The 26,382-nt window shown below is 45.4% G+C and carries 24 protein-coding genes; 7 read left to right on the top strand and 17 right to left on the bottom strand.

All coding sequences use genetic code 11. The annotated features are described in order from the left end of the window. Positions 1–49: 49 nt before the first annotated feature. From JUE95_RS06445 to JUE95_RS06425, 5 genes are all read right to left on the bottom strand, one after another. Positions 50–1,171, bottom strand: coding sequence for an NAD(P)-dependent alcohol dehydrogenase (locus JUE95_RS06445; RefSeq protein ID WP_203650071.1), 1,122 nt, complete (start codon positions 1,169–1,171; stop codon positions 50–52). A 417-nt stretch (positions 1,172–1,588) separates the two neighbouring features. Then, positions 1,589–2,875: an MATE family efflux transporter gene (locus JUE95_RS06440; RefSeq protein WP_308440893.1), complete on the bottom strand. Its 1,287-nt coding sequence runs from the start codon at positions 2,873–2,875 to the stop codon at positions 1,589–1,591. 180 nt (positions 2,876–3,055) lie between these two features. After that, positions 3,056–3,733, bottom strand: a complete 678-nt coding sequence (locus JUE95_RS06435; protein WP_203650069.1) for a type 1 glutamine amidotransferase — start codon at positions 3,731–3,733, stop codon at positions 3,056–3,058. Positions 3,734–3,745: 12 nt separating this feature from the next. Further along, positions 3,746–4,504 (bottom strand): ABC transporter permease, encoded by a 759-nt coding sequence (locus JUE95_RS06430; protein WP_203650067.1) that lies wholly within the window; start codon positions 4,502–4,504, stop codon positions 3,746–3,748. After that, a complete protein-coding gene (locus JUE95_RS06425; RefSeq protein WP_203650065.1) occupies positions 4,497–5,153 on the bottom strand; it encodes an ABC transporter ATP-binding protein in 657 nt (218 codons plus the stop codon). The genes JUE95_RS06430 and JUE95_RS06425 overlap by 8 nt, the downstream gene beginning before the upstream one ends. Before the next feature lie 306 nt (positions 5,154–5,459). Here JUE95_RS06425 and JUE95_RS06420 point away from each other — a divergent pair, with 306 nt between their 5' ends. Further along, the gene (locus JUE95_RS06420; RefSeq protein ID WP_203650063.1) at positions 5,460–6,587 is read left to right on the top strand and encodes an aminotransferase; all 1,128 of its coding nucleotides are present in this window, start codon (positions 5,460–5,462) and stop codon (positions 6,585–6,587) included. A 250-nt stretch (positions 6,588–6,837) separates the two neighbouring features. On the opposite strand, the gene JUE95_RS06415 is transcribed toward JUE95_RS06420, so the two are convergent. Continuing rightward, positions 6,838–9,255, bottom strand: coding sequence for a KxYKxGKxW signal peptide domain-containing protein (locus JUE95_RS06415; protein WP_203650088.1), 2,418 nt, complete (start codon positions 9,253–9,255; stop codon positions 6,838–6,840). Between the two features lie 251 nt (positions 9,256–9,506). After that, the gene (locus JUE95_RS06410; RefSeq protein ID WP_203650061.1) at positions 9,507–10,124 is read right to left on the bottom strand and encodes a hypothetical protein; all 618 of its coding nucleotides are present in this window, start codon (positions 10,122–10,124) and stop codon (positions 9,507–9,509) included. Between the two features lie 213 nt (positions 10,125–10,337). On the opposite strand from JUE95_RS06410, the gene JUE95_RS06405 reads away from it, so the two are divergent. Beyond that, positions 10,338–11,240, top strand: coding sequence for a 3-hydroxyacyl-CoA dehydrogenase (locus JUE95_RS06405; protein WP_203650060.1), 903 nt, complete (start codon positions 10,338–10,340; stop codon positions 11,238–11,240). A 113-nt stretch (positions 11,241–11,353) separates the two neighbouring features. Here the strand turns inward: JUE95_RS06405 and JUE95_RS06400 are convergent, their stop codons facing one another. The 7 genes from JUE95_RS06400 to trxA all read right to left on the bottom strand — a co-directional run bounded on the left by JUE95_RS06400 (position 11,354) and on the right by trxA (position 17,029). Continuing rightward, entirely contained in the window at positions 11,354–12,526 is a 1,173-nt protein-coding gene (locus tag JUE95_RS06400; protein WP_203650059.1) for an aminotransferase class I/II-fold pyridoxal phosphate-dependent enzyme, read from the bottom strand. Positions 12,527–12,767: 241 nt separating this feature from the next. Then, positions 12,768–13,310, bottom strand: coding sequence for a phosphoribosyltransferase family protein (locus JUE95_RS06395; RefSeq protein WP_203650058.1), 543 nt, complete (start codon positions 13,308–13,310; stop codon positions 12,768–12,770). Positions 13,311–13,543: 233 nt separating this feature from the next. Next, the gene (locus JUE95_RS06390) at positions 13,544–14,497 is read right to left on the bottom strand and encodes an alcohol dehydrogenase catalytic domain-containing protein (protein ID WP_203650057.1); all 954 of its coding nucleotides are present in this window, start codon (positions 14,495–14,497) and stop codon (positions 13,544–13,546) included. Between the two features lie 19 nt (positions 14,498–14,516). Further along, positions 14,517–14,966 carry a MarR family winged helix-turn-helix transcriptional regulator gene (locus tag JUE95_RS06385; protein ID WP_203650056.1) on the bottom strand — a complete coding sequence of 150 codons (450 nt, stop codon included), beginning with the start codon at positions 14,964–14,966 and terminating at the stop codon, positions 14,517–14,519. A 266-nt stretch (positions 14,967–15,232) separates the two neighbouring features. Next, positions 15,233–16,192: a ribosome small subunit-dependent GTPase A gene (rsgA, locus tag JUE95_RS06380; protein ID WP_235995258.1), complete on the bottom strand. Its 960-nt coding sequence runs from the start codon at positions 16,190–16,192 to the stop codon at positions 15,233–15,235. 236 nt (positions 16,193–16,428) lie between these two features. Continuing rightward, positions 16,429–16,668 carry a metal-sensing transcriptional repressor gene (locus tag JUE95_RS06375; RefSeq protein ID WP_203650055.1) on the bottom strand — a complete coding sequence of 80 codons (240 nt, stop codon included), beginning with the start codon at positions 16,666–16,668 and terminating at the stop codon, positions 16,429–16,431. A gap of 43 nt (positions 16,669–16,711) precedes the next feature. Next, a complete protein-coding gene (gene trxA / locus JUE95_RS06370) occupies positions 16,712–17,029 on the bottom strand; it encodes a thioredoxin (RefSeq protein ID WP_203650053.1) in 318 nt (105 codons plus the stop codon). A gap of 174 nt (positions 17,030–17,203) precedes the next feature. Here trxA and JUE95_RS06365 point away from each other — a divergent pair, with 174 nt between their 5' ends. Next, complete coding sequence (locus JUE95_RS06365) at positions 17,204–19,675, top strand: FAD-dependent oxidoreductase (RefSeq protein WP_203650051.1); 2,472 nt, start codon at positions 17,204–17,206, stop codon at positions 19,673–19,675. 73 nt (positions 19,676–19,748) lie between these two features. Here the strand turns inward: JUE95_RS06365 and JUE95_RS06360 are convergent, their stop codons facing one another. The 3 genes from JUE95_RS06360 to JUE95_RS06350 all read right to left on the bottom strand — a co-directional run bounded on the left by JUE95_RS06360 (position 19,749) and on the right by JUE95_RS06350 (position 22,886). Next, complete coding sequence (locus JUE95_RS06360; protein WP_203650050.1) at positions 19,749–21,092, bottom strand: PFL family protein; 1,344 nt, start codon at positions 21,090–21,092, stop codon at positions 19,749–19,751. Positions 21,093–21,105: 13 nt separating this feature from the next. Beyond that, positions 21,106–21,375: an ACT domain-containing protein gene (locus tag JUE95_RS06355; protein ID WP_203650048.1), complete on the bottom strand. Its 270-nt coding sequence runs from the start codon at positions 21,373–21,375 to the stop codon at positions 21,106–21,108. 77 nt (positions 21,376–21,452) lie between these two features. Beyond that, positions 21,453–22,886 (bottom strand): aminotransferase-like domain-containing protein, encoded by a 1,434-nt coding sequence (locus JUE95_RS06350; RefSeq protein WP_203650046.1) that lies wholly within the window; start codon positions 22,884–22,886, stop codon positions 21,453–21,455. 113 nt (positions 22,887–22,999) lie between these two features. On the opposite strand from JUE95_RS06350, the gene pdxS reads away from it, so the two are divergent. From pdxS to JUE95_RS06330, 4 genes are all read left to right on the top strand, one after another. Then, positions 23,000–23,884, top strand: a complete 885-nt coding sequence (gene pdxS, locus JUE95_RS06345) for a pyridoxal 5'-phosphate synthase lyase subunit PdxS (protein WP_203650044.1) — start codon at positions 23,000–23,002, stop codon at positions 23,882–23,884. A 15-nt stretch (positions 23,885–23,899) separates the two neighbouring features. Then, positions 23,900–24,472 carry a pyridoxal 5'-phosphate synthase glutaminase subunit PdxT gene (gene pdxT / locus JUE95_RS06340; RefSeq protein ID WP_203650042.1) on the top strand — a complete coding sequence of 191 codons (573 nt, stop codon included), beginning with the start codon at positions 23,900–23,902 and terminating at the stop codon, positions 24,470–24,472. 323 nt (positions 24,473–24,795) lie between these two features. Beyond that, on the top strand, positions 24,796–25,626 hold the full coding sequence (locus JUE95_RS06335) for a homoserine O-acetyltransferase/O-succinyltransferase family protein (RefSeq protein ID WP_203650040.1): 831 nt from the start codon (positions 24,796–24,798) through the stop codon (positions 25,624–25,626). A 238-nt stretch (positions 25,627–25,864) separates the two neighbouring features. Further along, positions 25,865–26,380, top strand: coding sequence for a hypothetical protein (locus JUE95_RS06330; RefSeq protein WP_203650038.1), 516 nt, complete (start codon positions 25,865–25,867; stop codon positions 26,378–26,380). The last annotated feature ends 2 nt before the right edge of the window (positions 26,381–26,382 follow it).

Raw genomic sequence — 26,382 nt, 5'->3', positions numbered from 1 at the left:
GCTTCCTTTCAAAATTAAGGTACATTTTGAAACCCATAATCTGAATCAATTACTTACCTGGTACGTAGTCTGGATCGATAACCAAAACTGGCTTGATGGTCTTACCACTACCTGAATCAGCGTTGGCTTCGTTAATTTGATCGAACTTGTAGAACTTTTCGGTCTTATCAAAGTCGAACATGCCAGCCTGGTAGAACTTGATCAAACGAGGAACATCGATCTGTGGAACAGCATCGCCCATGTTAACACCGATGACTTTACGATCGCTGACACAAAGGTCGTTCCAAGTATCCAAATCAACGTGGTTAGGGGTAACAGCGATGCAAGCTGAAGTCCCGCCTTGATCCAAGGCTTGGATGGAATCTTCCATAACCTTCTTAACACCGGTAGTATCAACAGTAAAGTCAACGCCATAGCCACCAGTTAATGACTTGATCTTTTCAACGGCATCTTCGCTCTTGCTGTTGATGACATCCGTAGCACCTAATTCCTTAGCCAGCTTCAGACGTGAGTCAACAACATCAACGGCAATCACGGTCGTGCAACCAGAAATCTTACCTGCCATCATAGCAGCTAAACCAACGGCACCAGTACCGAAGACGGCAATGGTCTGACCTGGCTTTGGCTTCAACGTATTAAGAACGGTACCACTACCAGTAACATAGCCGCAGCCCAGAGGTCCTAATTTACGTAAGTCAAGATCCTTAGGAACCTTAACCGCGTTACGTTCACGAACAATGGTGGTTGTTGTGAATGATGATTGGTCAAACATATCAGCGACTTGTTTGCCATTTTCAGTGAAGTGAGCACTTCCATCTGGACGAACACCTGACAGGTTATTTGCAGCGTAGTTCAAGCACTGTGTTGGAACACCTTTCAAGCAGTTAACACAATTTCCGCAGCCATAGAAGGAAAGAACTACGTGGTCACCGACCTTGAAGTTTTTAACTTCTGGGCCAACCTTTTCCACGATTCCTGAACCTTCATGACCTAAAATAATTGGGTAACCAATTTCGGCGTCACCTTTACGCAAGGCTTCATCGGAATGACAAATCCCTGAAGCTACCATATGAATCTGCAAGTCATCTGCTTGCATTGGTGCTAATTCGACGTCATCGCGCATTTCAAATGAAGCACCCTTTTTATCAACAACTGCTGCTTTGATACGCATAACTCCATCATCTCCAAATGATTAATTTAAAAATTAAACAAAATAATTTGATGAAAGTTGAAATGAAAAGTAAGTTTGCAAGTTTCTGCTTTTAGCTGATAATTATAATAAAATAATTATAATTCCAGTTGGGCTTTGAATGGCTTGTGAACCTTTTCTCATTTGCTTACAAGTCTGTTATAGTTCTTTTTAATCAAAAAATAAAGCGTTTGCAGTCAATTATTCGATTATATTTTTCTAAGAATTATTTGAAGATTGTTTTTTTAATCACATGATAATTTTCATTTAAAATGAGAATTCCATTTAGTTTATAATTATTGTTTACCTCTAATCACGCTAAAAACAGCCTGTACAGCAAGCCAGAATTGACTTGTTATACAGACTGTTTTCATTATTTTATTATTTTATGAATCTTAATTACCAGTTTCCAATCGCCTTACCATGGGGGCCAAATTGACGATAATATAATCCTAAACCAATGATTGCTGTAATCACGTCAGCAATCGGCTGTGCCACGATAACACCCTGGTACCCCATAATGGCAGCCATGATGAAAATAACGGCGGCAAAAATCACGCCTTGACGGGAAACTGACATGACGAAGGCATCCAGTGGATCATTGATTGACTGAAACATCGTGGTAAAGACCATGGCAGCCCCAATAAACGGCGTCGTAATCAAGAACCAGCGAAGCATGTAGCTAGCCGCATGCACAACACTTTGGTTCTTCATGAACAATCCGCACATTTCTGGTGCGACCACCATTAAACCCAGCGCAATAATAAAGGCGAAAACAACGTTCACCAGCAAATCAAACTGAATGATTTTCTTTAACCGGTCCTTATTCTTAGCACCGTAGTTATAACCAATCAGCGCTTGAGAACCAAAGCAGAAACCAACCAGTACCATGATAACAATCGTTTCAACTTTAATGGCGATCCCAAAACCGGCAACTTGGGCCGCGCCATAAACGATCAAGAAGTTGTTCATCAAGGCTGTTCCAAGCATGGTCATGAGGTTAGTTACCGAAGCTGGCAGACCAATCACCAGCACATCCTTAATCTCCACGGCAGGAATCTTCATCTCATGGATCCGCACGTGAAGGTAACGGGCACGCCGATTGGTGTAGCCAATTAAAATCGTATCCGTCACTATGTATCCCACTACGGTTGCTAACGCGGCACCCGCCGCCCCTAGATGAAAACCGAAAATAAACAGCGGGTCGAGAAAGATTTTCAGAATTGTTCCTGAGGCAGTCCCCAGCATAGACTCCTTAGCCAAGCCTTCAGTCCGCAGCGTGTTGATTGGCACCAGCGAAATAATGATCAAGATACAGGCTGCGGCCATAATTTCGTAATAAATGGAAGCATACCGGTAAGTGCTAGGCGTTGAACCTAATATACTCAGCGCCTGATTTTTAAAGACAAATAAGCAGATCGTAACCACAACGCCCAACGCTAACGCACTGTAAAAACAAAAACTATTGATTCGTCCCGCTAAGTCATACTTTTTCTGTCCCAATAACCGCGAAATTGCGGAACTGCCACCCAATCCAAAGATGTCCCCCAAAGCAATCATCATTGAAAATAGCGGCGTGCAAAGTGTGATCCCAGCAACCAGATCCGTATTTTGAGTCTGGGCAATAAAAAAAGTATCCGTTAAGTTATAAATCATTGAAACGACAGTACCAAAAACAACTGGCAATGCCAGCGTAAAGTAGGCTTTTGGTATAGGCGCTTTTTCAAACAGCTCAATGATACTATCATCCCCCTAAATTTGTTTAATACCATAAATAATATCACAAAATAGCCGTGATATTTCGTAAAAATGACACAAAAAACACGTTTATTCACTAGTCATAAACGTGTTTTCAATGCACTGGTATTAATGCTGCCGTACTAAATAATCAAAAATAGCATCAACAGCAGTTTTATTTTCAAGTGGTACAGCAGCTTTTAAAATTTCATCCGGGGTTTGTTCCAAGGCATTATGGTCATTGGCATAGTTACCGTCATTGACCACCATGGTCCGGACATTAACTGCTTTAGGCTCTAGGTGAAACTGCAAGCCAATCACGTTGTCACCCAAAATGAAGCCTTGGTTACGCACCAGATCACTGGTAAATAAGAGCTGGGCTTCATGAGGAACCTCAAACATTTCTTCATGCCAGTGAAGCGCCGTTAGCTTCGCAGGCAACTCTGGTACAACGTCAGCCTGGCGATACACCGGCGCCCAGCCGACTTCTTTATGCGGGGCTTTCAACACTGAATACCCCAGTGTTTTGGTAATCTGCTGCGCACCAAAACAGGCACCGAAGATCGGCTTATGCCGTGCCAATAGCTGTTTGATAAGCTGTCGTTCAGCATGAATCCAGTCCACGTCATCATTGGGACTCATTGGACCGCCTAGAATGACCAATAAGTCCGTTTCGTCAGCAGTTGGTAACACCCCGTTAAACTGATAAGGATGATAAATATAAAGCTCATGGCCGTGATCTTCCGCCCAATCGGCAATACTGCCTGGCCCTTCACTGGGAGTATGCTGCAAAACGTTTATTCTCATAAAAATTCCCCCCTATCTTAACTGCATGTCACTATTATAATACCGCGGGTAAGCAAGATAACAAGCAATCACGCTGCCGATACTAGTAGCCGCCAGCAGCATAAAGGTCACCATAATTTGATACATAATCGCCTTAGTGGGATCAACACCCGCGAAAATCAAGCCGGACATCATCCCCGGTAAGCTCACGATTCCCACCGTTTTAGCGGAATCAATGGTGGGTGCCATGCCGGTACGAATAGCCATTTGAACAATGTGTTTGGAGGCCTGTTTTAAATTAGCTCCCAGCGCCAATCGTTCCAGTACGCCCTGCCGCTGGTCGTGAAAACTGGTATTCATACTGCGATAAGCCAGCCCAATCGCTACCATGGCGTTACTGGCAATCATTCCTGAAATTGGTACGATTTGACTGGGTGTGAACCGAACTGCACCAGCCAAAACTAGCAGAAAGATTGTAATCAGCGTTGCTGTCGCGATTGCCAGTAAACTGATCACGAAGGCGTGGGGAATTCCATTCGCGCGTTTATTGGCATTCAGTGCCGCATTGAAAATAATGATTGCCACCATTAATCCGGTTAACCAGATACGGTCAATTTTAATAATGTAGGTCAGCACATAGCCCACCACTGTCAGCTGGATAACCGCCCGAATAACACCAATAATCATATCGCGTTCCAGACCGATCTTTTCTTTTAGGTTAATTGCCAGCGCGATTACTACCAGCACGATAGCAAACGCCAGCGCCGTGGGACTTACGATTAAATTATTCATGAGCAGGCACCTCAAGTTTTCCGCCGCGAATTCTCAGTAAATCATCCGCAACCGCAATTTCTGACTCATCGTGGGTCACTGATAAAACGGTGACGCCACTTTCCCGGTACGACTGAATTAAGCGGTGGACGACGCCTTTAGTATCCACATCAAGGCCGGCCGAAATTTCATCCAGTAATAGTACCTTGGGTTTGAACAATAAGTTTCTCACCAAGGCAACCCGCTGTTTTTCACCACCAGATAGCTCAATGATTGGCTGGTCTAACATCTCCGCTGACAACTCCACCGAATCTAAGGCAGCCAGTGCTTTTTGTTCATCAAAAGTTTGATCACGAATCTCAAACGGGAACTGCAGGTTGTCCCGCACCGTTTCACCGAATAGTGTCGGTTGCTGGAAACAGTAAGAGACCTGCTGACGATAAACCGGCTTCGGATACGTGGACTGTTTTTTACCAGCGAACTTCACTACCCCAGCCGTGGGTGTCAGCAACGTCGCCAGAATTCTTAGGAAAGTGCTTTTACCGGATCCTGATGGGCCGGCAATCGTCATGTTAGCACCGGCTTCAATTTGTATCGTAATGTCCCGCAAAATTTGGTGTTCCCCGTTACGATACCCTAGCCCCTGAACGTCAAATATTGGTTCTGTCATATAAATCCCCCCGAATATTATTCTTGGCAATAGTTTATCGTAGATAATTTCAATTTGCTAGCAACTCGCAACGAATGACAGAAAATTTTATTGTGTACAAAGTTTAAAATGCTAATTGACTTTTAAATGAAGCCATGCTAGACTCATTCCAATTAAACAAACTTGGTCGGTATGTCACCGGATATACCAGACTATAAGAATGAAGGTATTCATTATTCTACCCGTAGGTACGGCGCTGTAAAGCGTTACAAGGGTTGAATGGTGGGTACCTTTTTTCCTTTAAACATTTTAGAGGAGGAACAAATTATGAAAATGAAAACCTTTGGTGTTGAACAATGGATGAACGAATACGAAACCAACGCTACCTATAATTTGGGTGAAACTTGTGTCTCTCCACTATCACTGCATGCTTTATTGGACTTAACGCAAACTGACGAAAAAGCCTTTACCGAAAAAATGCTGAATACCCGGCTGACCTATGGCGACATCGTGGGTGCCCCCGAATTACGCGCCGGTATCACACAGCTCTACCAAAATCTAGATCCCAAAAACGTGGTCACCACCCACGGTGCCATTGGTGCTAACAGTCTGGCATTAACCACTTTAGTTGAACCCGGCGATGAAGTGGTGGTCGTTACCCCCACTTACCAGCAGCTGCAATCCATTCCGGAGGCCATCGGCGCTACAGTGCGCTTATTAGCCCTGAAGCCCGAAAACGACTACTTACCTGACATCGACCAATTAAAAGCACTAGTAAACAACAAAACTAAATTGATCGTGCTCAATAACCCCGACAACCCTTCAGGCTCCTTGATGCCCCAAGAACATCTGCAACGGATCATTGACGTAGCCAAATCCGTGGACGCCTACATCCTCTGTGACGAAGTCTACCGTCACTTAACCCAAACCGACGACTATTCACCTTCCATCATTGACCTGTATGACAAGGGCATCTCCACCAGCAGTATGTCAAAGGTCTTCTCACTAGCTGGTTTGCGGTTAGGCTGGGGCGCTACTCACGACGAAGCCTTCATGCAAACGATTTTGTCACACCGTGATTACAACACCATCAGCTGCGGCGTACTGGACGAAATGGTCGCTGAAGTCGCCCTTGACCATAAGGATGATTTACTCAAACGGAACCGCGGTATCGTGCGGAAGAACTTAGCCATTTTAAGCGACTGGACGGACTCACAAGAACATATCAGCTGGGTCAAACCTCAAGCGGGTACTACGGCTTTGCTGCACTACGACTTCGACCTGCCAAGTGAACAGTTCTGCGACCAATTATTTAAACAAACTGGTGTACTCTTGGTACCAGGAGCTGAATTCGACGTGGAACATACTTTACGGATCGGTTACGCCTTTGAGAGCGAAGAACTGCAAAATGGATTAAACAAATTAAGCAATTTTATGGAAACAATTAAATCGTAGATTGTATAAAAGAGGACATGTGACATAAGCCTATATCGACAAGGATTTAATTTAATCGCTCGACTCAAACACATCCTAAAATTTGCTGCAGTTCATTACTTGAATATAGCCTTAACCTGTTCCACAACTCATTCCGGCCATATAACACCAAAAGACGCCACCCCGATAAAACCCATCGGAATGACGTCTTTTGGTGTTATATTCTGAAATCTATCGAGTTGTGTCACAGCTTCCTCAATACCGCAAGTGATCAGTCGCGACGCTTCTTTTTAATTCCTAAAAATCCTAACATTGACATCAACGCAACGCCTAGCATACTCAAAGCACCGTTATGAGGTTCATTTGTTTGGGGTAATTGACCGCTCTTTGTAGTTGAAGACTCTACGCTGGCTTGTTGTGACCCCTGAACAGCACTTACCGTGGTTGCAGCACCAGCCTGCGTCCCTTGAGCTGCGCTAATGGTCGTTGCGACACCAGTTTGAGTCCGTGAACCATTATTGGTTGATACAGCCGTACCATGATTTGTACCAGTTGTAACCGTGGTCTTCCCGCTCTTTCCTGTTGGCGGCGTTGGCACTTTATTGTCAGTAGTGACTTTTGTCGTGCCATCATTGGTTGGTGGCGTAGGCACTTTCCCAAGCACGTCGGTTGGTGTAGTTGGAGCGCTTGGCTCAATCGGCGTACCCGGTGTCCCACCGCCATATTCAGTAGGCAGCTTATCATAGTTAACAGTTACCCTCTCATTATTCGGCATGCCGGTAGTTGCGGGTAACCCTTCTTGTGCCACCACTGTCGCTGGCTGGCCACTAATAGTTGCTGAGTAACCCGGAATAGTTGGAATGACATATTGATCGTAACCATTTTGAGGTGTGTAACCTGACTTACCGGTAACTGAGTTAGTCTGCTTTTTGTACCAAACCGTCTGAGTCACTGGATCCATGTTCACACTGCCATCCGAGCTGGTAAAGTTAATTACTCGAGTCACTGGAACATAGTTAACATCCATTTTTGGCGTGTAGATGTAGTAAACGATTCTGTGCATGGCATCATAGGTACCGGTTGACTGGCCGTATACTTTGTTCGTAAATTCGTAACCTTTTCGCTCCAGCGTTGGCTGAACTGCCGTATTAACATCTGCTGTATTGTATTGCCCAGATGGTAATTTACCATTTTCAGGGTCAAAACCGTTATCTGTCCCATCAGTCGCTCCAGTATACGGCTCTTGCTGAATAACTTGCCCAGTTGAATCATCCAGAAAGACAACTTCAACGGGTTGGTTAGGAATATAGTCTACCCATGCCGCTATGTCGGGACGATCGTCGCTATTCAGACCAGTTGTCCCTACTATCGTGTAATTAGGATACTGAAGGACCCCATAACCGTTCATAGTCGTGCCATCACCATTCACTGGATTGGTCCTTGCAGCTTCGGTAAGTACCACATGGGTATACGCGACACCAGATTTAGTCTTATCCGAAGCGTCCGCTACATCGCTTGCATTCAAAACAGTATGGGCAATATACAGTGCTCCTGGACCTGGATTGGAATCAGAAGCCGACTTCTTATAATAGACATTTAAAATGACCGGCTTTTGATCAGTTTCATCGAGTGACTTAAAACCGTTTCCCTCCAATGCGTTAGTCGCCTGAGTTTTTTGCTCATCATAGGTGTAACCGTTGAAAGTTGGTATAAGGTTAAAGCTATACTCTGCACCACCGCCAATGAAACCATCCGTATCCTGTGCTTCAAATTCCATTTGAAAAAGGACATCAGACGGATCATCCTCGTTCACGTAATTAATATAAACGGGTGCCAGTTTCTCATAGTAAGCTTTAATCGGCGTTGCTGCTTGGCCTAGGGGTGCAAAATTGAGATTGGTCGTATCATTGCCCACAAATTTATAGCCAGCGATTTCAGCCTGAGCAACCTTAGTTGGAACTTTCAGCTGACCAAAATCAGCCACAGGTGCCGTTGTTTGAGCGATATAGCTGCCGTTAATTTGAGTCGGCTTAAGAATAGGAAGTGAAGAGTTTTTACTGTTAAAGTCAATTGGCTGGTTAGTGTCCTTATCCAGATATTGAATCGTCACCTGCCCAGTCACTGCAGCTTTTGGCGTAGTCGCTGATGTTGCCGTTACAACTTGCGGTTGTCCAGTTTGGGCATACTGGGCGCTGGCGGTTGCCTTAGCTTGGGCAATTTGACTACTGTCTGCGTTTCCTAAGTTTGTCACTTTAGGTGTGACAGTCGCAACGTTACCACTTGTTGACTTAACTGTACTTGAACCGTTATTAACAGCCGTGGTCTTAGCCGGCGTCGTTGCTGATGCTGTCTGTTGTGGATTGCTGCTCTTAAGCTGATCAGCAGACGTACTGTTGCCGTTTGCTGCCGGCTTCACGGCTTCAGATGTTTCTGCCGGTACATTATTAGTTGATGCTGTATCTTTCACAGTTGTGCTAGCCGGTACCGTGTTTGTCACAGCGGTACTTGTTGGTGCTGTTTGCGCACTAGCTACTGGCGTTCCCATTAACACCGCAATTCCCAAAACTGCAGTAGTCATACCTGCAACTATCCAAAGCTTTCCGGCCTTATACAGCTTCACGTGATACGCCAGTTTCCTCTCATCCTGAAGAAGGCACTGACGCTTTTGATTCATTTCATCATACTTCATGTTTCTCCCCCCCTAGAGTAATCACTGATGCAGAATCAATTAAATAAAATTTTCCCCAAAAGTAATGTATTATTTAACGAAACCTTATTCCAATCTGTAACTCGTTATCCCTGCAAAACAAGTCTAAATAATTCATTAACCTTTGATTAACCCCATTTTAATATATTTATCGCAAAATGGAAGGACTTTCCTCAAAACAATTAAATTTAACTATTTTAAACGATAGACATAGACAAAGTTTTTTAACTTACTCAACTTAATTCATCAACATTGATGCACCATGCATTCTTGTCATAATATTGCTGTAATTTAGTTGATTCTTCAATCAGGCCATTCTTATAAAGCTGTTCTAAACTAAAGAAAAACAGTGGTGAAGCAGTTGAGAACCGTTTCATTACTTTTCTAATTGTTTGGTATTCTTCATCCGATAATGGCACCAGCTGTTTTTGATGCTTCTTCAAATGAGCCGCTCCAGCAGTACTGGTCAGTAAATTGCTACTCCAGACAATTTGTTTAATCACGTCACAACCGTTTTGTTTCGCGTCCTGAACCAGATCAGTTGCGGTGCCACCGGCCTCAATAAAATTAGCCAGCCAGAACGCATACCGATTGCGGAGAAAAATATTATGTAGTGGCAGCGCACGTAGCTGCTGCAGATAAGCTGACAGCGGAACTGATTGCGACACTAAATGAGCTTTTATAGTCGTCAGGATTTGATTCATAGAAGCATAGGCAGCCTCATTGAATTGTCCCGCGAAAAATCGTTTTTCATCCGCCGGTGCCAGCCCAATTAGTTTAATCAACGCACGATTAGTTAAACCAAGCTGGCGTTGGCTCGTTCTGATCGTTTTAAGGTTTTCAGCCTTCATTCCTATCGCACCTCCTGTCCAGTTGTGCCAAATATACCATAGTGCCGACAGTATTTTACTTCACGGAAATTAATCGCTATTATTTATCAAACATATTAGTTATTTCATCCCATTTTTAGCTTTAAATAGCCATATTCTTTGACTTTGAAATCGCTTCCAAATTATACTTGGCATAGTCAAAAATAACTTTTTTAATTTTAAGGAGACCTGACCATGACAAGCATTACCAATGTAACTGTAGCCGGTTCCGGCGTTTTGGGCAGCCAAATTGCTTACCAATGTGCTTACCGCGGCAAGCAAGTCACCGTCTACGACATCAACGACCAAGCGATTGAGAAAGCCAAGTCACGTATTGCTGGTTTACAGCCAAGCTATAAACGTGATTTAGGCACTTCAGCGCAAGCCTTTGCTGAGGGCCTATCCCGAATCTCATATACTGCCGACTTAAAAGCAGCTGTGAAGGATGCTGATATTATCATTGAAGCGATCCCCGAGAGGCCGCAAATTAAGCATGATTTTTACGTTCAACTATCGGCCATTGCGCCGGCTAAAACGATCTTTGCCAGTAACTCCTCCACGCTGGTACCAAGCCAGTTCATGGCAGATACTGGTCGGCCAGCACAATTCTTGAACCTCCACTTTGCCAACGAAGTTTGGAAAAACAACACTGCTGAAATCATGGGCTCACCTAAAACCGATTCGAATATCTACGATACCGTAGTCGAATTTGCTAAAGAAATCGGCATGCTGCCAATCAAACTTAAAAAAGAACAGCCGCGCTACATCCTGAATTCCATTTTGGATCCTTATCTGGACGCTAGTCTAACTCTTTGGGCCCGTGGCGTTGCCGATCCGCACACCATCGACCAAACCTGGATGAAGGCTACTGGTGCGCCAATGGGTCCCTTCGCTATTATGGACCACGTTGGACTGCGAACTGAATACAATATCCACTCAGTTCTAGCGAAAGAATCAAACAATACCGATTTGATCAAGGCTATGGACATGATCAAGGCAATGGTCGACGATGGCCACCTTGGCGTTGAATCCGGTGAAGGCTTCTACACTTATCCTAACCCATTATACGAACAAGATTCATTTTTAAAAGCTGAATAAACCAAATATCCCGCAACTGTTATGCAGCAGTTACGGGATATTTTTAATGAAAGAAACGCGTGGTTCCGGCAACTGCTCGGTGCTCTAGGACCTGCACGCTTAACACTTTAATTCTACTTAACTAGCGCGCCAACCCTGGTAAGCTCCTTAGTTAACGCGTCTACTGCCACGTGAAGATTTTCGTTACTGGAAGCATAACTGATGCGCAGCGCTTGCGGATCACCAAATGGCGTTCCCGGCATCAGTCCGACATGGTAGGTTCTCGCTAATTGACGTGCGAAGGCAAAGCTTTCTTGGTGACAGGCTTTTGGAATTTTCGCGAAAACATAGAAAGCACCTTTTGGCTCGACGTACGACATCCCTAACTTGGTCAATGAATCGGTCAGGTACTTACAACGCTGTTCGTAAACTTTTCGCATGGCAGCCGCGTCATTTTGACCGTGTGTCAGTGCTTCAACCGCCGCGTATTGAACGATTGAAGTCGGCGTGGTGACCTGGAACTGGTGCGCTTTGGCAATCTGGTCGATCACCCCGGCCGGGCCAAACACGAAGCCAATCCGCCAGCCAGTCATAGCATGAGATTTAGACAGACCATTGATAATAATCGTCTGTTCAGGCAGCCATTGGGATAGTGAGTAATGCTTCACTCCATAAGTCAATTCACCGTATATTTCATCACTGATGATCCAAATCTGATGGTCACGAAATACTGGTACTAGAGCTGACAGTTGTTCCTTCGAATATGCCACGCCAGTTGGATTAGACGGATCAGTAATAACAACCCCCTTGATCTTCACATCCGAATGTGCCGCAATCGTGTCTGTCACTTCTTGAGGTGTCAGAATGCATCCGGTGCCAGTGGTATCCACCATGATTGGTACCAGATGGTTGATGACCGCCAAAGCCTTATAAACGGGATAGGCTGGCGCCGGAATCAAAACCCCGTCACCAGGATGAAAAAGCGTCTTGAAAGTTGCTGCTAAGCCTTCGGTAGCCCCAACGGTACAAACAATTTGATCTGCTGAATACTGATAGCCGAATTTATCACGGTAATAGGTTGAGGCAGCCTCACGTAACTCCTGAATCCCCCAATAATAGGGATAATGCGACTGATCGGCATTGATTGAATCAATGGCCGCCTGCTTAATATGCTCTGGGACATTAAAGTCCGGTTCACCAAGTGTGAGCTTAACCATATCGGGATCCTCACTAATTTCGTGATCAAATGCCCGTAACGCTGATGGCTTAACTGCCAAAACATCCGGGTTGAGTTCATCTATTTCCATAAAACCGACACCTCCAAGTGACTTATGTACACCAATTAACATGATCATATTTTGATCTATTCTGCTTAGCATTAGCAACCGCCCATTATTAAATAGTGATTAAGTTAGCTATAACGGTTACGATTGCTCATCATTATACTAAATATAGCAGTATTTCAGAACTATTTCCAGCTGCTATTCCAATCAAATTTTAATCAAAAAAAAGAATGTACCCTAAAAAGTACATCCCTCAAATAATCATTCAAAATAACGGCAGTATGCCTAAATACCCAATATCATTACGGTCTTTCGCCGAGCCCTCAGCCAACACCGCTAGCCGGTTAACCACTGTAGCACCTGCTTTCGTCAGTAACTGTTCAGCTGCCTGCAACGAACCGCCTGAACTGATCACATCATCCACAATGATCACACGCTTACCCTTCAGTTTGGCAGCATCCGTGCCATCCAAAACCAACTGCTGACTTGCTGAGGTAGTAATGGCCTCCACTGGTACGGTAAGCGGTGAAACCATGTAATCCTTAATTGCCTTACGCAGCACAAAGTACCGCTTCCTACCGCTTAGCCAGGTCATCTCCTGAGCTAACGGAATCCCTTTACTTTCTACCGTCACAAAATAATCAAAATTAGTTTCCCGCACCTTTTCGTTCAATCTTTCAGCCGCTAAATGAGTCAGTTCAGCATCACCTAGCAGAACAAACGACGCGATCGTCACCCCATTGGGCAGCGCCATCACCGGCAAATCACGGACAAGTGGACCAAGTTGCAAGCGGTAAGTCTTTGGCATGAAAATAACTCCTTTGCTAGTACCTGTTTTTATCAATAATTACACCCATAGCGTAAAACATTTATCGGGTAAATTAAACTATTTTCACAAAAAAGGCTCGCAATCGCGAGCCTTTCGACTATTTAAAATTTAAGCTAACGGCACCGGCACTTCCAGTCGAGACCAACCGTTTTCTGGCAAATCAGGATCAGTCTCCCCAGCAATCGTTAATGCCAGCATTAGCAACCGGCTTATTAAGGCAGAACCACCATTTTACCAAAGCTGTCACTGGCCTCTAGTGCGGCCTGTGCGTCACCGGTATGGGCTAAATCAAACGTCTTCGTTGGCTTTACGTCAATGTGGTGCGTTTCGATGATGTTTAACATATCGTTGAACGCTTCAGAGCTGCTTGCCACGCCAGACTCAAACACCGTCAAGCTGGCACCGTTTGGAAGGACAAACGCGCTGAAATCTGGCACGGTCCATTGATCACCTAAACCACCCGTCATGCAGCAGTAACCGAACTGATTGAGATGCGATAACGAATCATTCAGCGTTGCGGGACCAACTAACTCAACAATGGTATCGAAGTGGTCTTCTGTTTGAACTTGATTACTTTTATCTAAAACTGGGTTATCGCAACCGATGGCTTTCAGCTCATCAAATTTTTCCGTATGACGGGTACTACCACTGATTGTAACGGCAGGATTCATGGCCTTAGCTAATTTAATTGCTGCACTGCCAACACCACTGGTAGCACCACGAACCAGCAAGCTTTTAGCTTGGTCGATATGGGCGTTCTTTAACGACCCATAAGCGGTGAAGTAGGTTTCGGGAATGGCAGCCAGTTCAGCCCACGATAAGTTGGTGTTCACTGGGTAGATCTGCTCGTTTGGCAATAAGGCGTATTCGGCATACCCGCCGTCAAATTCACGGCCCATGCCGCCCATGATGCTGGCAACCTTCTGACCAACAGGCAGCCGTTTAGCATCCGTAGTGTCAGCAACTTCACCAACACATTCAATACCTAGGATCCGTGGAAACTTAACGGTTGGTGATTCGCCTTTGCGAGTATAGATTTCGGAATGGTTGATGCCAAAGCCCTTAACCCGAACCAAACTCCAGCCCGGTTTCACCTTTGGGGTTGGTACTTCCTTTAACTTCAAAACTTCTGGACCACCTGCTTCTTCAATTACGATAGCTTTCATTTTAATAACTCCCTTTCGTTCATTTTTCCGTATCTCCATGAAGACGGGCAAATGACTGTAAAACTCGAACCAGATGCTCGGTATCAAAATCCGGGAACTGCTTTTTAGTGACTTCATTAAGCTGTGCTTCTTCTTGATCCAAAATGGCTTTGATTTCCGGATAAACTTTCTGCCCCTCAGCCGTCAGCTGCAACTCTTGGGCCCGCTTATCTTTGATTGATCTGCGCCGATCGACCAAACCTTGATCAACCAGCTGTTTGATTGCGCGAGTGACGTTACTGGGATTAATGAACTCAGCTTCAATCAGATTCTTTTGCGTCAATCCTGGATTATCCTGAATCTTCAGCAAATAGAAATACTGACTAGCACTCACATGGATCCGGGCCAGCTGCTGCCCCAAGTGCTGGCTACTTTGACGGCCAGCAATTATTAGCCATTTAACGATCGAATCATCGCCGGTATCGATCACTTAATCAGCTCCTTATAACCAGTTCATTATATTTTGCCACAGCCATAGTTTATCACCGTTTAATTGCGCCCGCAAATAAACGGTGTGTACTTTATCAATTCAAATAAAAAAAGAAATCAGCCCATTATTCGAGCTGATTCCTTTAAGGTAAAGCGATTACCGGCGCTTTCGCCGAACTGCTTTCATAAACGACTTCATCTGTTTTTTACTGCCAAACATCCGGTTGATTTTAGCGTTCTCGCGTGCTTTGCCACGCAATAGATTACTCACTGTTCAGCCTGAAGCTGCTGATAACTCACCAACCGTTCTTCAGAAAGTTCACCATCCACAATTGCCTGCTGCACCGCACAGCCAGGTTCATGCTGATGAGTACAGTCGCTGAACCGGCACTTCTTAGCTAATTCAGCAATATCCGCAAAGGTATTATCAATGTCCGCGTCTAGTAATCCCAGTTCACGCATTCCCGGCGTATCGATCACCAAACTGCCATTAGGTAATTTGATTAGCTGCCGTGCCGTTGTCGTGTGCCGACCATGCGCGTCATTTTCCCGAACTTCATTGGTTGCTAAAGTCGCCGTCCCCAGCAAATGATTGATCAGCGTTGTTTTGCCAACACCGGACGAGCCGAGGAAAGCATACGTCAGCCTAGGCTGCATAAAGGCGGTCAATTCTGTCAATCCGGTATCACGAGTGGCATCGCAGACAATGACCTCCGAATCGCCGCTGACATCCGCAACCGCTGCTAACTGTTCCGCTAACTCACTCGTTTTATCCGCTTTCGTAAGCACGATAGCCGCTTGTGCACCCGACGCTGCCGCAACGGCTAAATAGCGTTCCAATCTGCGAACGTTAAAATTAGCATCCAATGCCATGCATAAGAAAAGCCAATCAATATTAGCAGCCACTAATTGCGCGTCTGATCGCCGGCCAGCTGCTTTACGCAGAAAAACCGTTGTCCGGTCATTTAACCGCTCAATCGTCGCAGCATCTGCCTGATTGTCGGGCAACCTAACCTGCACCCAATCACCGACAGTTGGAAAATCTTCAGCCTCAGTAGCCATATTCAATAATCTGCCAGCCAGCTGTGCCCGGAACTGACCGGAATCAGTCACAATCGTGTACTGCTGATGGCTGGTAGCAATAATTCTGGCTAAGTCTAGACCGTTAGCCAGTTCTTGCGCCTCACTGGCGCCATATTCTGTTAATTGAATTGTTTTGTCCTCCATAACCGCGGAGGACTAAGCTTTGTAGTCCTCCAGTGACGTAGCAACGCCCATTACAATGCCCAACATATGCGTTCATCCTTTCTGTCGGCGATTAATTCGCCTTATTGCAGTTATTGTATCAAAGTCGCTGTAAATCACAACCCCATTTTTTCAATATCCCTAGGATACACAAAAGCGCTGGATCAACCCATTCAGGTCAATTCGACTCTTTTGCTAATGTTTTCGGTTAGCTATACCTACAGTTTCTGAATCAGTTTCAAAGAAGTTTGCAGCTCTTCATCTGGTGTTTTCGACAGCTTTTGAGCGATATTTTCGGTAATAATCATACCCATTACGCGCTTGACGCTAGCCTCTACCGCACTTAACTGGGTAACGACCTCGGCACAATCTCTGCCCTCAGTCATCATCGCCTGAATACCACGAAGCTGACCTTCCGCGCGCTTTAGGCGATTGATTAATTTGGGATCACAAGCCATTTGGGTTACCTCCTAGAAATTACTTGGTACCACTATAGCATACTTAGTCAATATATTGGGAAAGCCGTGACTTAAACGCTGGTTCTGGCGTGAAACCAACGATCCGATCAACGATCTGGCCGTCTTTTTTGACGATAAAGGTTGGAATACCCTGAACTTGCATCTGCATCGCGGTTTGTTGATTTTCATCTATATCCAACGATTTAAACGACACTTTATCCGCTAAATCGTCCGCCATCTTCTCAACGATTGGATTCATCATTTTACATGGCGGGCACCAGGTTGCATTAAAGTCGATTACAACGAGTCCCGAATCGGTTTCACTATTAAAATTTTGGTCATTAATTGGTTTTACTGCCATATGAACGCACCTGCTTCCTTAATTGCTGAATTCATTATACCCAGTATAGGTATATTATTCAACTATCTAGATTTAGCTTTAAAATCAGGGATTTTTATTTATATTGACAATATACGGTCATGGGGTATAATGATTTCAAGATTAAAATATTTATTTCACAAGGAGGAACAAACCATGTCCGAACGAATTATTATTGTTGGCGGTGTCGCTGGCGGTGCATCCGTCGCTACTCGTCTAAGACGGTTAAATGAAGATGCTGAGATTACGATATATGAGGCTGGCCCCTACATTTCTTTTGCTAACTGCGGTTTACCTTACTATGTCGGAAAAACCATTGCGGACCGTGAGAATTTATTCGTGTCCACCCCTGATGATATGCGCAATGACTTTAATATCGATATTCACGTCAATAGCGAAGTCACCGCAATCGATTCAGCAGCCAAAACAATCACCGTACAAACTCCTGAAGGCAGCCAGCAGGACCATTATGACAAACTGGTCTTATCCATCGGTGCCAGCCCAGTTATCCCTCACTTTCCGGGGCTAGTTGACTCACATAATGTATTCACCGTTCGGACAGTTCCTGACGTTGATCAGATTACCGAGTATATCGAAAAGAATTCGTCAAAACATGCTACCGTGGTTGGCGGTGGATTCATCGGCTTGGAAATGGTTGAAAACCTACGCCATCGCGGTCTAGAAGTTACATTGGTGGAAGCCACACCTCAAGTCATGCCGAACCTCGACTTTGAAATGGCGCAATTTTTGCACGAGCATTTAGCTATCAATGGTGTCGATCTGCGGCTCAACACCAAATTGGAAGCGTTTACTAATTCCGGCCATACACTCAAACTAGCTGGCGGTGACACCATCAACACAGACTTAGTCATCTTAGCAATCGGTGTTAAACCAAATTCACAGCTGGCAAAAGATGCTGGGGTTAAGACCAACGAACGCGGCTTCATTTCTGTCAACAAACATTTTGAGACGAATCTCCCTGATGTTTACGCGATCGGCGATGTCATCTCCGTTGAAAATGCCATTACCAAACAAACCGTTTCAATTCCGCTGGCAGGTCCAGCCAACCACCAAGGCCGCTACCTAGCAGATGACTTAGCCGGCTTTGACCGTGAAAATCCAGCAGTGCTTGGCACTTCGGTGGCAAAAGTATTCGCACTGACCACCGCCTCAACTGGCGCTAACGAATGGCAGCTAAAGGCGCTGGACATTCCTTATCAAGTGATTCATCTGCATCCGAATTCAAGTGCCGGATACTATCCGGGGGCTGCACCGATTGAACTTAAAGTACTCTTCTCACCTGATGACCAGATTCTTGGGGCTCAGGCTGTGGGTACAAAGGGCGTTGCCAAACGAATCGACGTCATTTCAACGGCAATCCGTTTCCACGCAAAAGTGGCCGAACTAGCGGATATCGAAGTTGCTTACGCGCCGCCATACGCCTCCGCCAAAGATCCCGTTAACTTTGCTGGCTACATGGCGGGTGATATTCAGGATAAGTTAGTGACCACCATTCAATGGCATGAAGTAGATGGTCTGCTTGCTAAGGGTGCTTACTTCCTGGATGTCCGTAACCCAGATGAGCTATTAGCTGAGCCAGCACTTAAAAATGCCGTTAACATCCCACGAAGTCAAATTCGTCAACGACTGGCAGAATTGCCAACCGATCAGCCCATCTACGTCTACTGCGCTGCTGGTCTTCGTGGCTATAACGTTGCCCGAGTACTGAATCAACGTGGCTTCAACGCCATTAACTTGGACGGTGGACTGAAAACTTACCGAACTGCAAAATACCAACTGACTCACCCGAACCATAAAACGGCTAAGTCAGCCGTCCAGCAAAAGGAGCCCCAAGCAGCGCCAATTCAAGACACTGCTCAAGTTGAACTGGACGCCTGCGGTCTGCAATGCCCTGGTCCCATTCTAAAGGTTAAAACCGCTATGCAGGATTTAGCCGACGGTCAGCAGCTTAAGGTAACTGCTTCTGACTTTGGCTTTTACAAAGACATTGACGCTTGGGCTAACGCCACGAATAACACTGTTGTAAGTAACGAAATTCAAGGCGATAAAGTAGTGGCAACCGTTCAAAAGGGGCAGGATACGGCAACTTGCCCAAGTAGCGCAACCGATCCCGCTCCAGCTACCACGGTCAAAACAAACGAAGAAGGCACAACGATTGTCGTTTTCGACGGTGACTTTGATAAAGCAATCGCCAGTTTAATCATTGCTCAAGGGGCTGCGGCGATGGGGCAGCCAGTCACCATGTTCTTCACCTTCTGGGGACTGAACGTCATCAAAAAGCCGGGTGTTAAACTTCGTAAGAAAGGCATGGCAAAGATGTTTGATATCGCCCTGCCTCATGGCGCTCAAAAGTTACCGCTATCCAAGCTCAATATGCTGGGTGCCGGCAGAAACATGATGAAAAAGTTAATGCACAGCAATAACGTGGATCAACTGGATACCATGCTGCAAAAAGCGCAGGACGCCGGCGTCAAAATGGTTGCCTGTACGATGAGTATGGATCTGATGGGCGTCCAAAAAGAGGAACTGATCGACGGTATCGAATTTGGTGGTGTGGCAGCCTACTTAGGTGATGCTCGCCAGCGGAATACCAGCTTGTTTATTTAAAAATCAAGGATACACCTCTCCATTCACGTTAATAAATAAGCGTTACCTCCAACTGTGAGGTAACGCTTATTTTTTAATTCTTAAACGCATGAATGGGCGCTGGGATTCTGCCACCGCGGGCAATGAATTCAGTTGGCTGACTAGCGCTAACCTTCATCACGGGCGCGTGGCCGAACAACCCACCAAAATTAATATCGTCACCCACTTTTTTACCCGTAGCAGGAATGATCCGAATCGCGGTGGTTTTATTGTTGATCATACCGATTGCAGCTTCATCCGCCAATATACCGCTGATAGTCTCGACTGTAGTATCGCCTGGGACTGCAATCATATCGAGGCCAACCGAACAAACCGCCGTCATCGCTTCAAGTTTTTCAATACTCAATTGATCAGCTTCAACCGCCTTGATCATACCAGCGTCCTCGGAAACGGGAATAAAAGCGCCAGATAAACCGCCGACGTGGCTGCAGGCCATGATTCCGCCCTTCTTCACCGCGTCGTTCAGCATTGCCAAAGCCGCCGTTGTTCCGGGAGCACCAACGCTATCCAGTCCGATTTCCTCCAAAATTTCAGCTACGGAATCTCCTCGGGCCGGTGTTGGGGCTAGTGATAAGTCAACGATACCAAAGGGCACGTTCAGTCTTTCAGACGCAATTTGGCCAACAAACTGACCAACCCTGGTAACTTTAAACGCCGTCTTTTTAATCGTCTCAGCCACAACGTCAAATGGTTCGCCCTTAACGCGTTCCAGCGCGCGTTTAACAACTCCAGGTCCGCTGATTCCCATGTTAATCACGCAGTCCGCTTCGCCCACACCGTGAAAAGCGCCCGCCATGAAGGGGTTATCTTCCACCGCGTTACAAAACGCCACTAGATTCATACATTTTTGAGGATCAACACTGGCAATCTTTTTAACGACTTGGCCAACTTCGCGCACCGCGTCCATATTGATACCGGCCTTTGTTGAGCCAACGTTAATTGATCCACAGACCCGTTCCGTACTCTCTAATGCTTCCGGCAGAGAATTGATCAATTTGTGGTCGCCAGTTTGATACCCCTTCTGGACCAAGGCTGAGAAACCGCCAATGATATCAATTCCTAAATCAGTTGCCGCCTTGTCCATTGTCAGCGCGTATTCGACATAACTATCGCTGGCACTGGCAGCGGCAACCAAAGCAATCGGGGTCACTGAAATGCGTTTATTGACGATTGGAACACCATACTCCCGCTGAATGGCTTCTGCCACTTTCACCAAATCTTTTGCCTTGTTCGTGATTTTATCATAAATGCGCTGACAGGCTTTTTTAGCATCGCTATCAATGCAGTCCAGTAGCGAAATACCCATGGTGATCGTCCGAATGTCCAGGTGTTCCTCTTCAATCATTTGAATTGTATCTTGGATTTGCTTAGTTTCCATAAGGTCATCTCCCTTATAGCTTCTGAATAGCGTCAAATAATTCTTGCCGCTGCGTGTGAATCTCAACGCCAATAGACTTGCCTAACTCGGTAAGTGCCTTTTGAACGGTATCAAAGGCCGTTTGCTCGGGCGTAAATTCACCCATTAACATCATAGTAAAGCTGCCATGCATCAGGGTTTGAGACATATCAGTGATATTCACGTTCAGTTCAGCTAACTGTTTGCTGACCGCGGCCACGATACCGACTTTGTCATTGCCAACAACGGTAATAATAATCTTCATAGTACTGGCTCCTCTGCTTTAAATTAACACCCATTATATCGAAATCAATTCAAAATGGTAGGGAAGATATTGATTAACTATAACGTTGCGAGAATTAATTGCAGCCGCTCTTGTAACTGCGGTACCTGAGTGGAATCCAAGTTGGCAAAGCCCACCCGAACGTTGTTTTGATGCGAGCCAAACAGGAAGTCTGGTCTGACCAGAACCCGATGCTTAAGAAATAAATTATAATCCGTGACGTTTAACTGACGCGTCGCCTGTAAATGCGTCCAAAGACTATTACCGCTCACCGGTAATCGATAGCTGATTAAGCCCTGATCAACAAAGGGCTGCAAAGCATCCTGCATTAGTTGCTGTTTTCTTCGCAGACGAACAGCCTGATGTTGAATCTGCTGTGCCAAATCTGACTGAGCTAAAAATTGCGCCGCAATGATCTGCGGGAAAATGCTCATGCCGGATTCCATCTGCTGACGGATATCAGCTAGTTGATTCACCACAAACGATGGCGCCAGCAGCCAGCCGATTCGCGCTTGATTGCCGACTAATGAAGACAATGAACCCACGTAGAGCACGTTATCGGGATCCAGTGCTTTTAACGGTGGTACTAGCCTATTAGCTGACACGGCGTTCGTAATTCCAAAGGGATCATCTTCAACAATGGGAACTTTCAATGCCTGACAAACGCGGAGCAATTCCTTTCGCTTGGTGAGCGGCATCATTTGACCAGTGGGGTTTTGCCCGTTGGGGTTAACAAACAGGAAGCGAAACCGGTGCTTATAGTACGCTTGCTGGAGATACTCTAAATCAAGGCTGCCATCTTCCAGTAAGGGAATCCCGTAAACCCGAATACCGGCCACCTGAAAGAGCGTCAACTGGTAGAAGTAGGATGGTTTTTCAATCGCAATGGCATCGCCGTATGATAACAGGCCCTGAGTAATTAAGTAAAAGGCCTGCTGCGCACCGGAAGTAATCAGCAACTGATTAGAAGTGATGGGTTGTTTCAATAACGGTGACAGCCGCTCCGTCAACTGTTGCTTCAGTACCGCAGCCCCACTGATATCAACGTGATTTTCCTGCTCTACCAGCTGTTTAGCTGAAACATGGTTTAGTGAAATTGGCAACGCCAACCGATTAGGAATGTTGAAGTGTGCCAAGTTAATGGCCTGCGGATCGGACTCCAGGGTCCGCAACTGTTTTAAATAACTTTCGGGATCACCAAACCGGTTGGCTGCCAGATAAGTACGCCAATTGACGTTTTCATTTAAAATCCCCCACTTATCCATGCTGACCCAGGTTCCGCTGCCACGTCTTCGGGTCAGTAAACCGCTGCTGACCAGTTCGTTTAACGCGCGTTGAATCGTCGATCGGTTAACCTTTAATAATTCAGCTAGCTGCCGTTCTGACGGTAACTGCTGGCCAGGTAAAAGCTCACCATTATTAATCGCTTTAGTAATCAGTGTGATCATTTTGATATATAACGACTGCCTACCGCTGGGAAGCTGCCAATTCATGCTGTCACCCCTTTTATTTAAATTGGGTGGATATTTTACCATCCAATTGGTTGTTTTTATTATAGTCGCTGTGCCGTACGATGTAACTAATTTTTAGAGATGGAGGTTTGACTATGACACAAACAGGAACAACAGCGGTTAAACGAGGTATGGCACAGATGCAAAAAGGCGGCGTCATCATGGACGTGGCCAACGTGGAACAGGCAAAGATTGCGGAAAAAGCCGGCGCGGTTGCCGTAATGGCACTGGAACGGGTACCTTCAGATATTCGGGCAGCGGGTGGCGTCGCCCGGATGTCTGATCCAGCCATGATCAAGGCAATTATGGATGCTGTCACGATTCCAGTCATGGCCAAGGTCCGGATCGGCCACATTGCTGAAGCCCGCATTCTGGAGGCCATTGACGTTGACTACATAGACGAAAGTGAAGTCTTGACGCCGGCAGACGATAACTACCACATTAATAAAACCGACTATAAGGTCCCCTTCGTTTGCGGCTGCCGGAATTTAGGCGAAGCACTCCGGCGAATTGGCGAAGGCGCTTCAATGCTGCGAACCAAGGGTGAACCCGGCACTGGTAACATCATTGAAGCCGTCCGCCACATGGAAAAAGTCAACGAACAGATCAACCACGTGGTTAGTGCAGATCCTGATCAGCTCATGACCATCAGCCGTGATTTAAGAGCACCTTATGATTTGGTCAAACAAGTCCACGATTTAGGTAAATTACCGGTCGTTAATTTCGCTGCTGGTGGCGTGGCAACACCAGCTGACGCGGCACTAATGATGAACTTGGGTGCGGACGGCATCTTCGTTGGCTCCGGTATCTTTCATTCTGAAAATCCGGCTAAGTTTGCCAAAGCCATCGTAACCGCGACGGCTCACCCAACCGACTACGCGCTGATTGCCAAAGTCTCCGAAAACTTGGGTAAGCCAATGAAGGGCATTGATATTTCAACGTTAACGGACGACCAGAAAATGGCTGACCGCGGCATTTAGAAGGGAGACTTGCACGTGATAATTGGTGTTTTAGCACTTCAAGGTGCGGTTAGCGAACATATCAAGATGGTGACTGATTGCGGTGCAACCCCACGACCGGTTAAAACCAAAGCAGATCTGCAAGATCTCGATGGGCTGATCATTCCCGGTGGCGAAAGTACCACGATCCGTAAATTACTGGTTCGTGAACAGCTGTTAGAACCACTAAAGGCACTGGTTCAGCAGGGATTCCCAGTATTTGGCACCTGTGCAGGACTAGTTTTGTTAGCTCAGTCGGAATCGTTGGCTGGCTTGAACGGCACGGTAGTTCGTAACGGTTTTGGCCGTCAGCGTGAAAGTTTTGAAACTGAATTAACTGTTAAAGGCTGGTCAAAACCATACCACGGGATCTTCATCCGCGCCCCTTACCTTTCTGAGGTACAGCAGCCTGCTAAAGCTTTGGTTACCTTAGCTGATGGCCGAATCGTGGCTGCCCAGCAAAACCATGTCCTAGTCACCTCGTTTCACCCAGAGTTGACGGACGATACCCGATTCCACCAGTACTTTATTGATCAGATAGTTCGGCCATTGAAGACTCAGGCAAGCTAAAATTTGACGCCAAGTGATATCGGTGTTAGATTAAGAACTAATTAAAAAATGAGTCGATGATAAGAAGAGTAGTCACTTTACCTAGAGCAAGAGAGCCTTGATAATGCTGAAACAAGGCCGGGTAAACTGATGAAGATGAGCTTAGAGATTGGCGGGGTCTAACGGCTACCGTCACGGGGCACCGATATCTGCTGAGTATGTTTACTCTTGAGGCGACAGCTGTGAAGCTGTTGCAAAACTGGGTGGTACCGCGTCAAAAACGTCCCTAGCTGTTTAATGCAGCTAGGGACGTTTTTGTATTCTATTCGAAGGAGGATATGAGGATGACAGTGCAATTAAATAATGGTTTTCTAAAACAGCAAACAGGCAACACAATTCAGATTGATCAACCAGTGAAACTTTTGGTGGTCAACCTGATGCCTAACAAACTGGAAACTGAACGGCAGTTTGTCCGTTTATTCAGCCATTTGTCGCTGGACGTGGCAGTCACCTTCTTACGGATGGCCTCGCATCACAGCAAACACATACCAGAAGCTAAACTGCAACAGACTTACGCCACTTTAACCGATGTCTATGATCAGCAATTTGACGGCATGGTCGTCACCGGTGCGCCGGTAGAAGATATCGCATACGATGCTGTTGATTATTGGCCTGAATTTAACACCTTGCTTAATTGGCGTCATGATCATGTCCGCCAGTCAATTTTGGAATGCTGGGCCGCACAAGCTGGCATTTACGTGGACTTCGGCATCAATAAACGCGTCATTCCTAAAAAGCTGTTCGGCGTTTACCGTTGCGAAATTGACCAAAAAACGGCACTGACCGCTGGATTCAACCAGCTATCAATGCCGCAATCTCGCCATGCTACACTTGGTCACATCAATGATCCTAGATTGGCCGTACTCGCCAGTGACCCAGAAGCCGGCCCAGTGATTTTGGCCTCCAAGCAAACGCATTCGACGTATATCAGCGGCCACCCAGAATATGAAACTAACACACTGTTTAATGAATTTAACCGTGACCGGGAAAAAGGACTCCCCATCCAGCTGCCGAAGAACTATTTTTCAAAGGATAAGCCGACCAATACTTGGCAGAGAGATAGTATTCATCTTTATGATAATTGGGTGCATAGTTTGAAGAAAGTAAAGGTTTAAAAGAATTAAAAATTCAAGCGCAAGAAACAATCACCCACGCATGGGTTTCAACCACCTAAATTTACAACAAATCTTTGATTCAGTGACTTCCTGCTAATTAGTAGTCCATTATTTTGAGTCTCTAATGCCTAACTGGCAGTCACTTGCGTAGTACTTAAATCTACATTTCAGTAATTTTATACTTCAATCGATACGTTGTGCCCACATCAATTTATAACTGAATTCAGGAAGCAACTTTATGAACTATGAAGAGCAAATCATTAAACAATATCAATCGGAAATTATTGATATCAAAAATAAAATGCGTTTATGTAAAAATAATGTAGAACTACTGAGTAGTCTACGCTCTATTCTGAGTTCAACAACTTTTTCTTTACATTTGATGACCCATTACAAAATAATTCATTCTCACCCTATCTATATTTACGACGAAGAAATGATAGATTACTTTTTCTATAAAAATCTCATAAAGCGTGGGAAAAGTATTCATAAGCTGACAGCATATCAATACCGTTTACTTCGCTATTTATTAACTTCTCTCAGAAAAATTGATAGAGAAGTTTTATTAGAAAAATGCAAACGTAATATTTCAATTCGTAATCTCGCAATAAAAAGTGGAAAATCCATTGGTTATATTGATTATCATTTATACCATGCTATCAACAGCTGTCGCAGTCTAGCCCAGGCAATGCCATATTCAATGCTAGAAAAAGATTCTAATGAAATAATGAACCAATTAAGAAAGGACAAATAGCT

Origin of the sequence: Secundilactobacillus yichangensis, from assembly GCF_016861565.1 — a bacterium.
In the GTDB taxonomy this organism is placed as follows: Bacteria; Bacillota; Bacilli; order Lactobacillales; family Lactobacillaceae; genus Secundilactobacillus; species Secundilactobacillus yichangensis.
The sequence above is the reverse complement of the archived record's forward strand: the minus strand, read 5'-3'. Positions and strand labels throughout refer to the sequence as shown.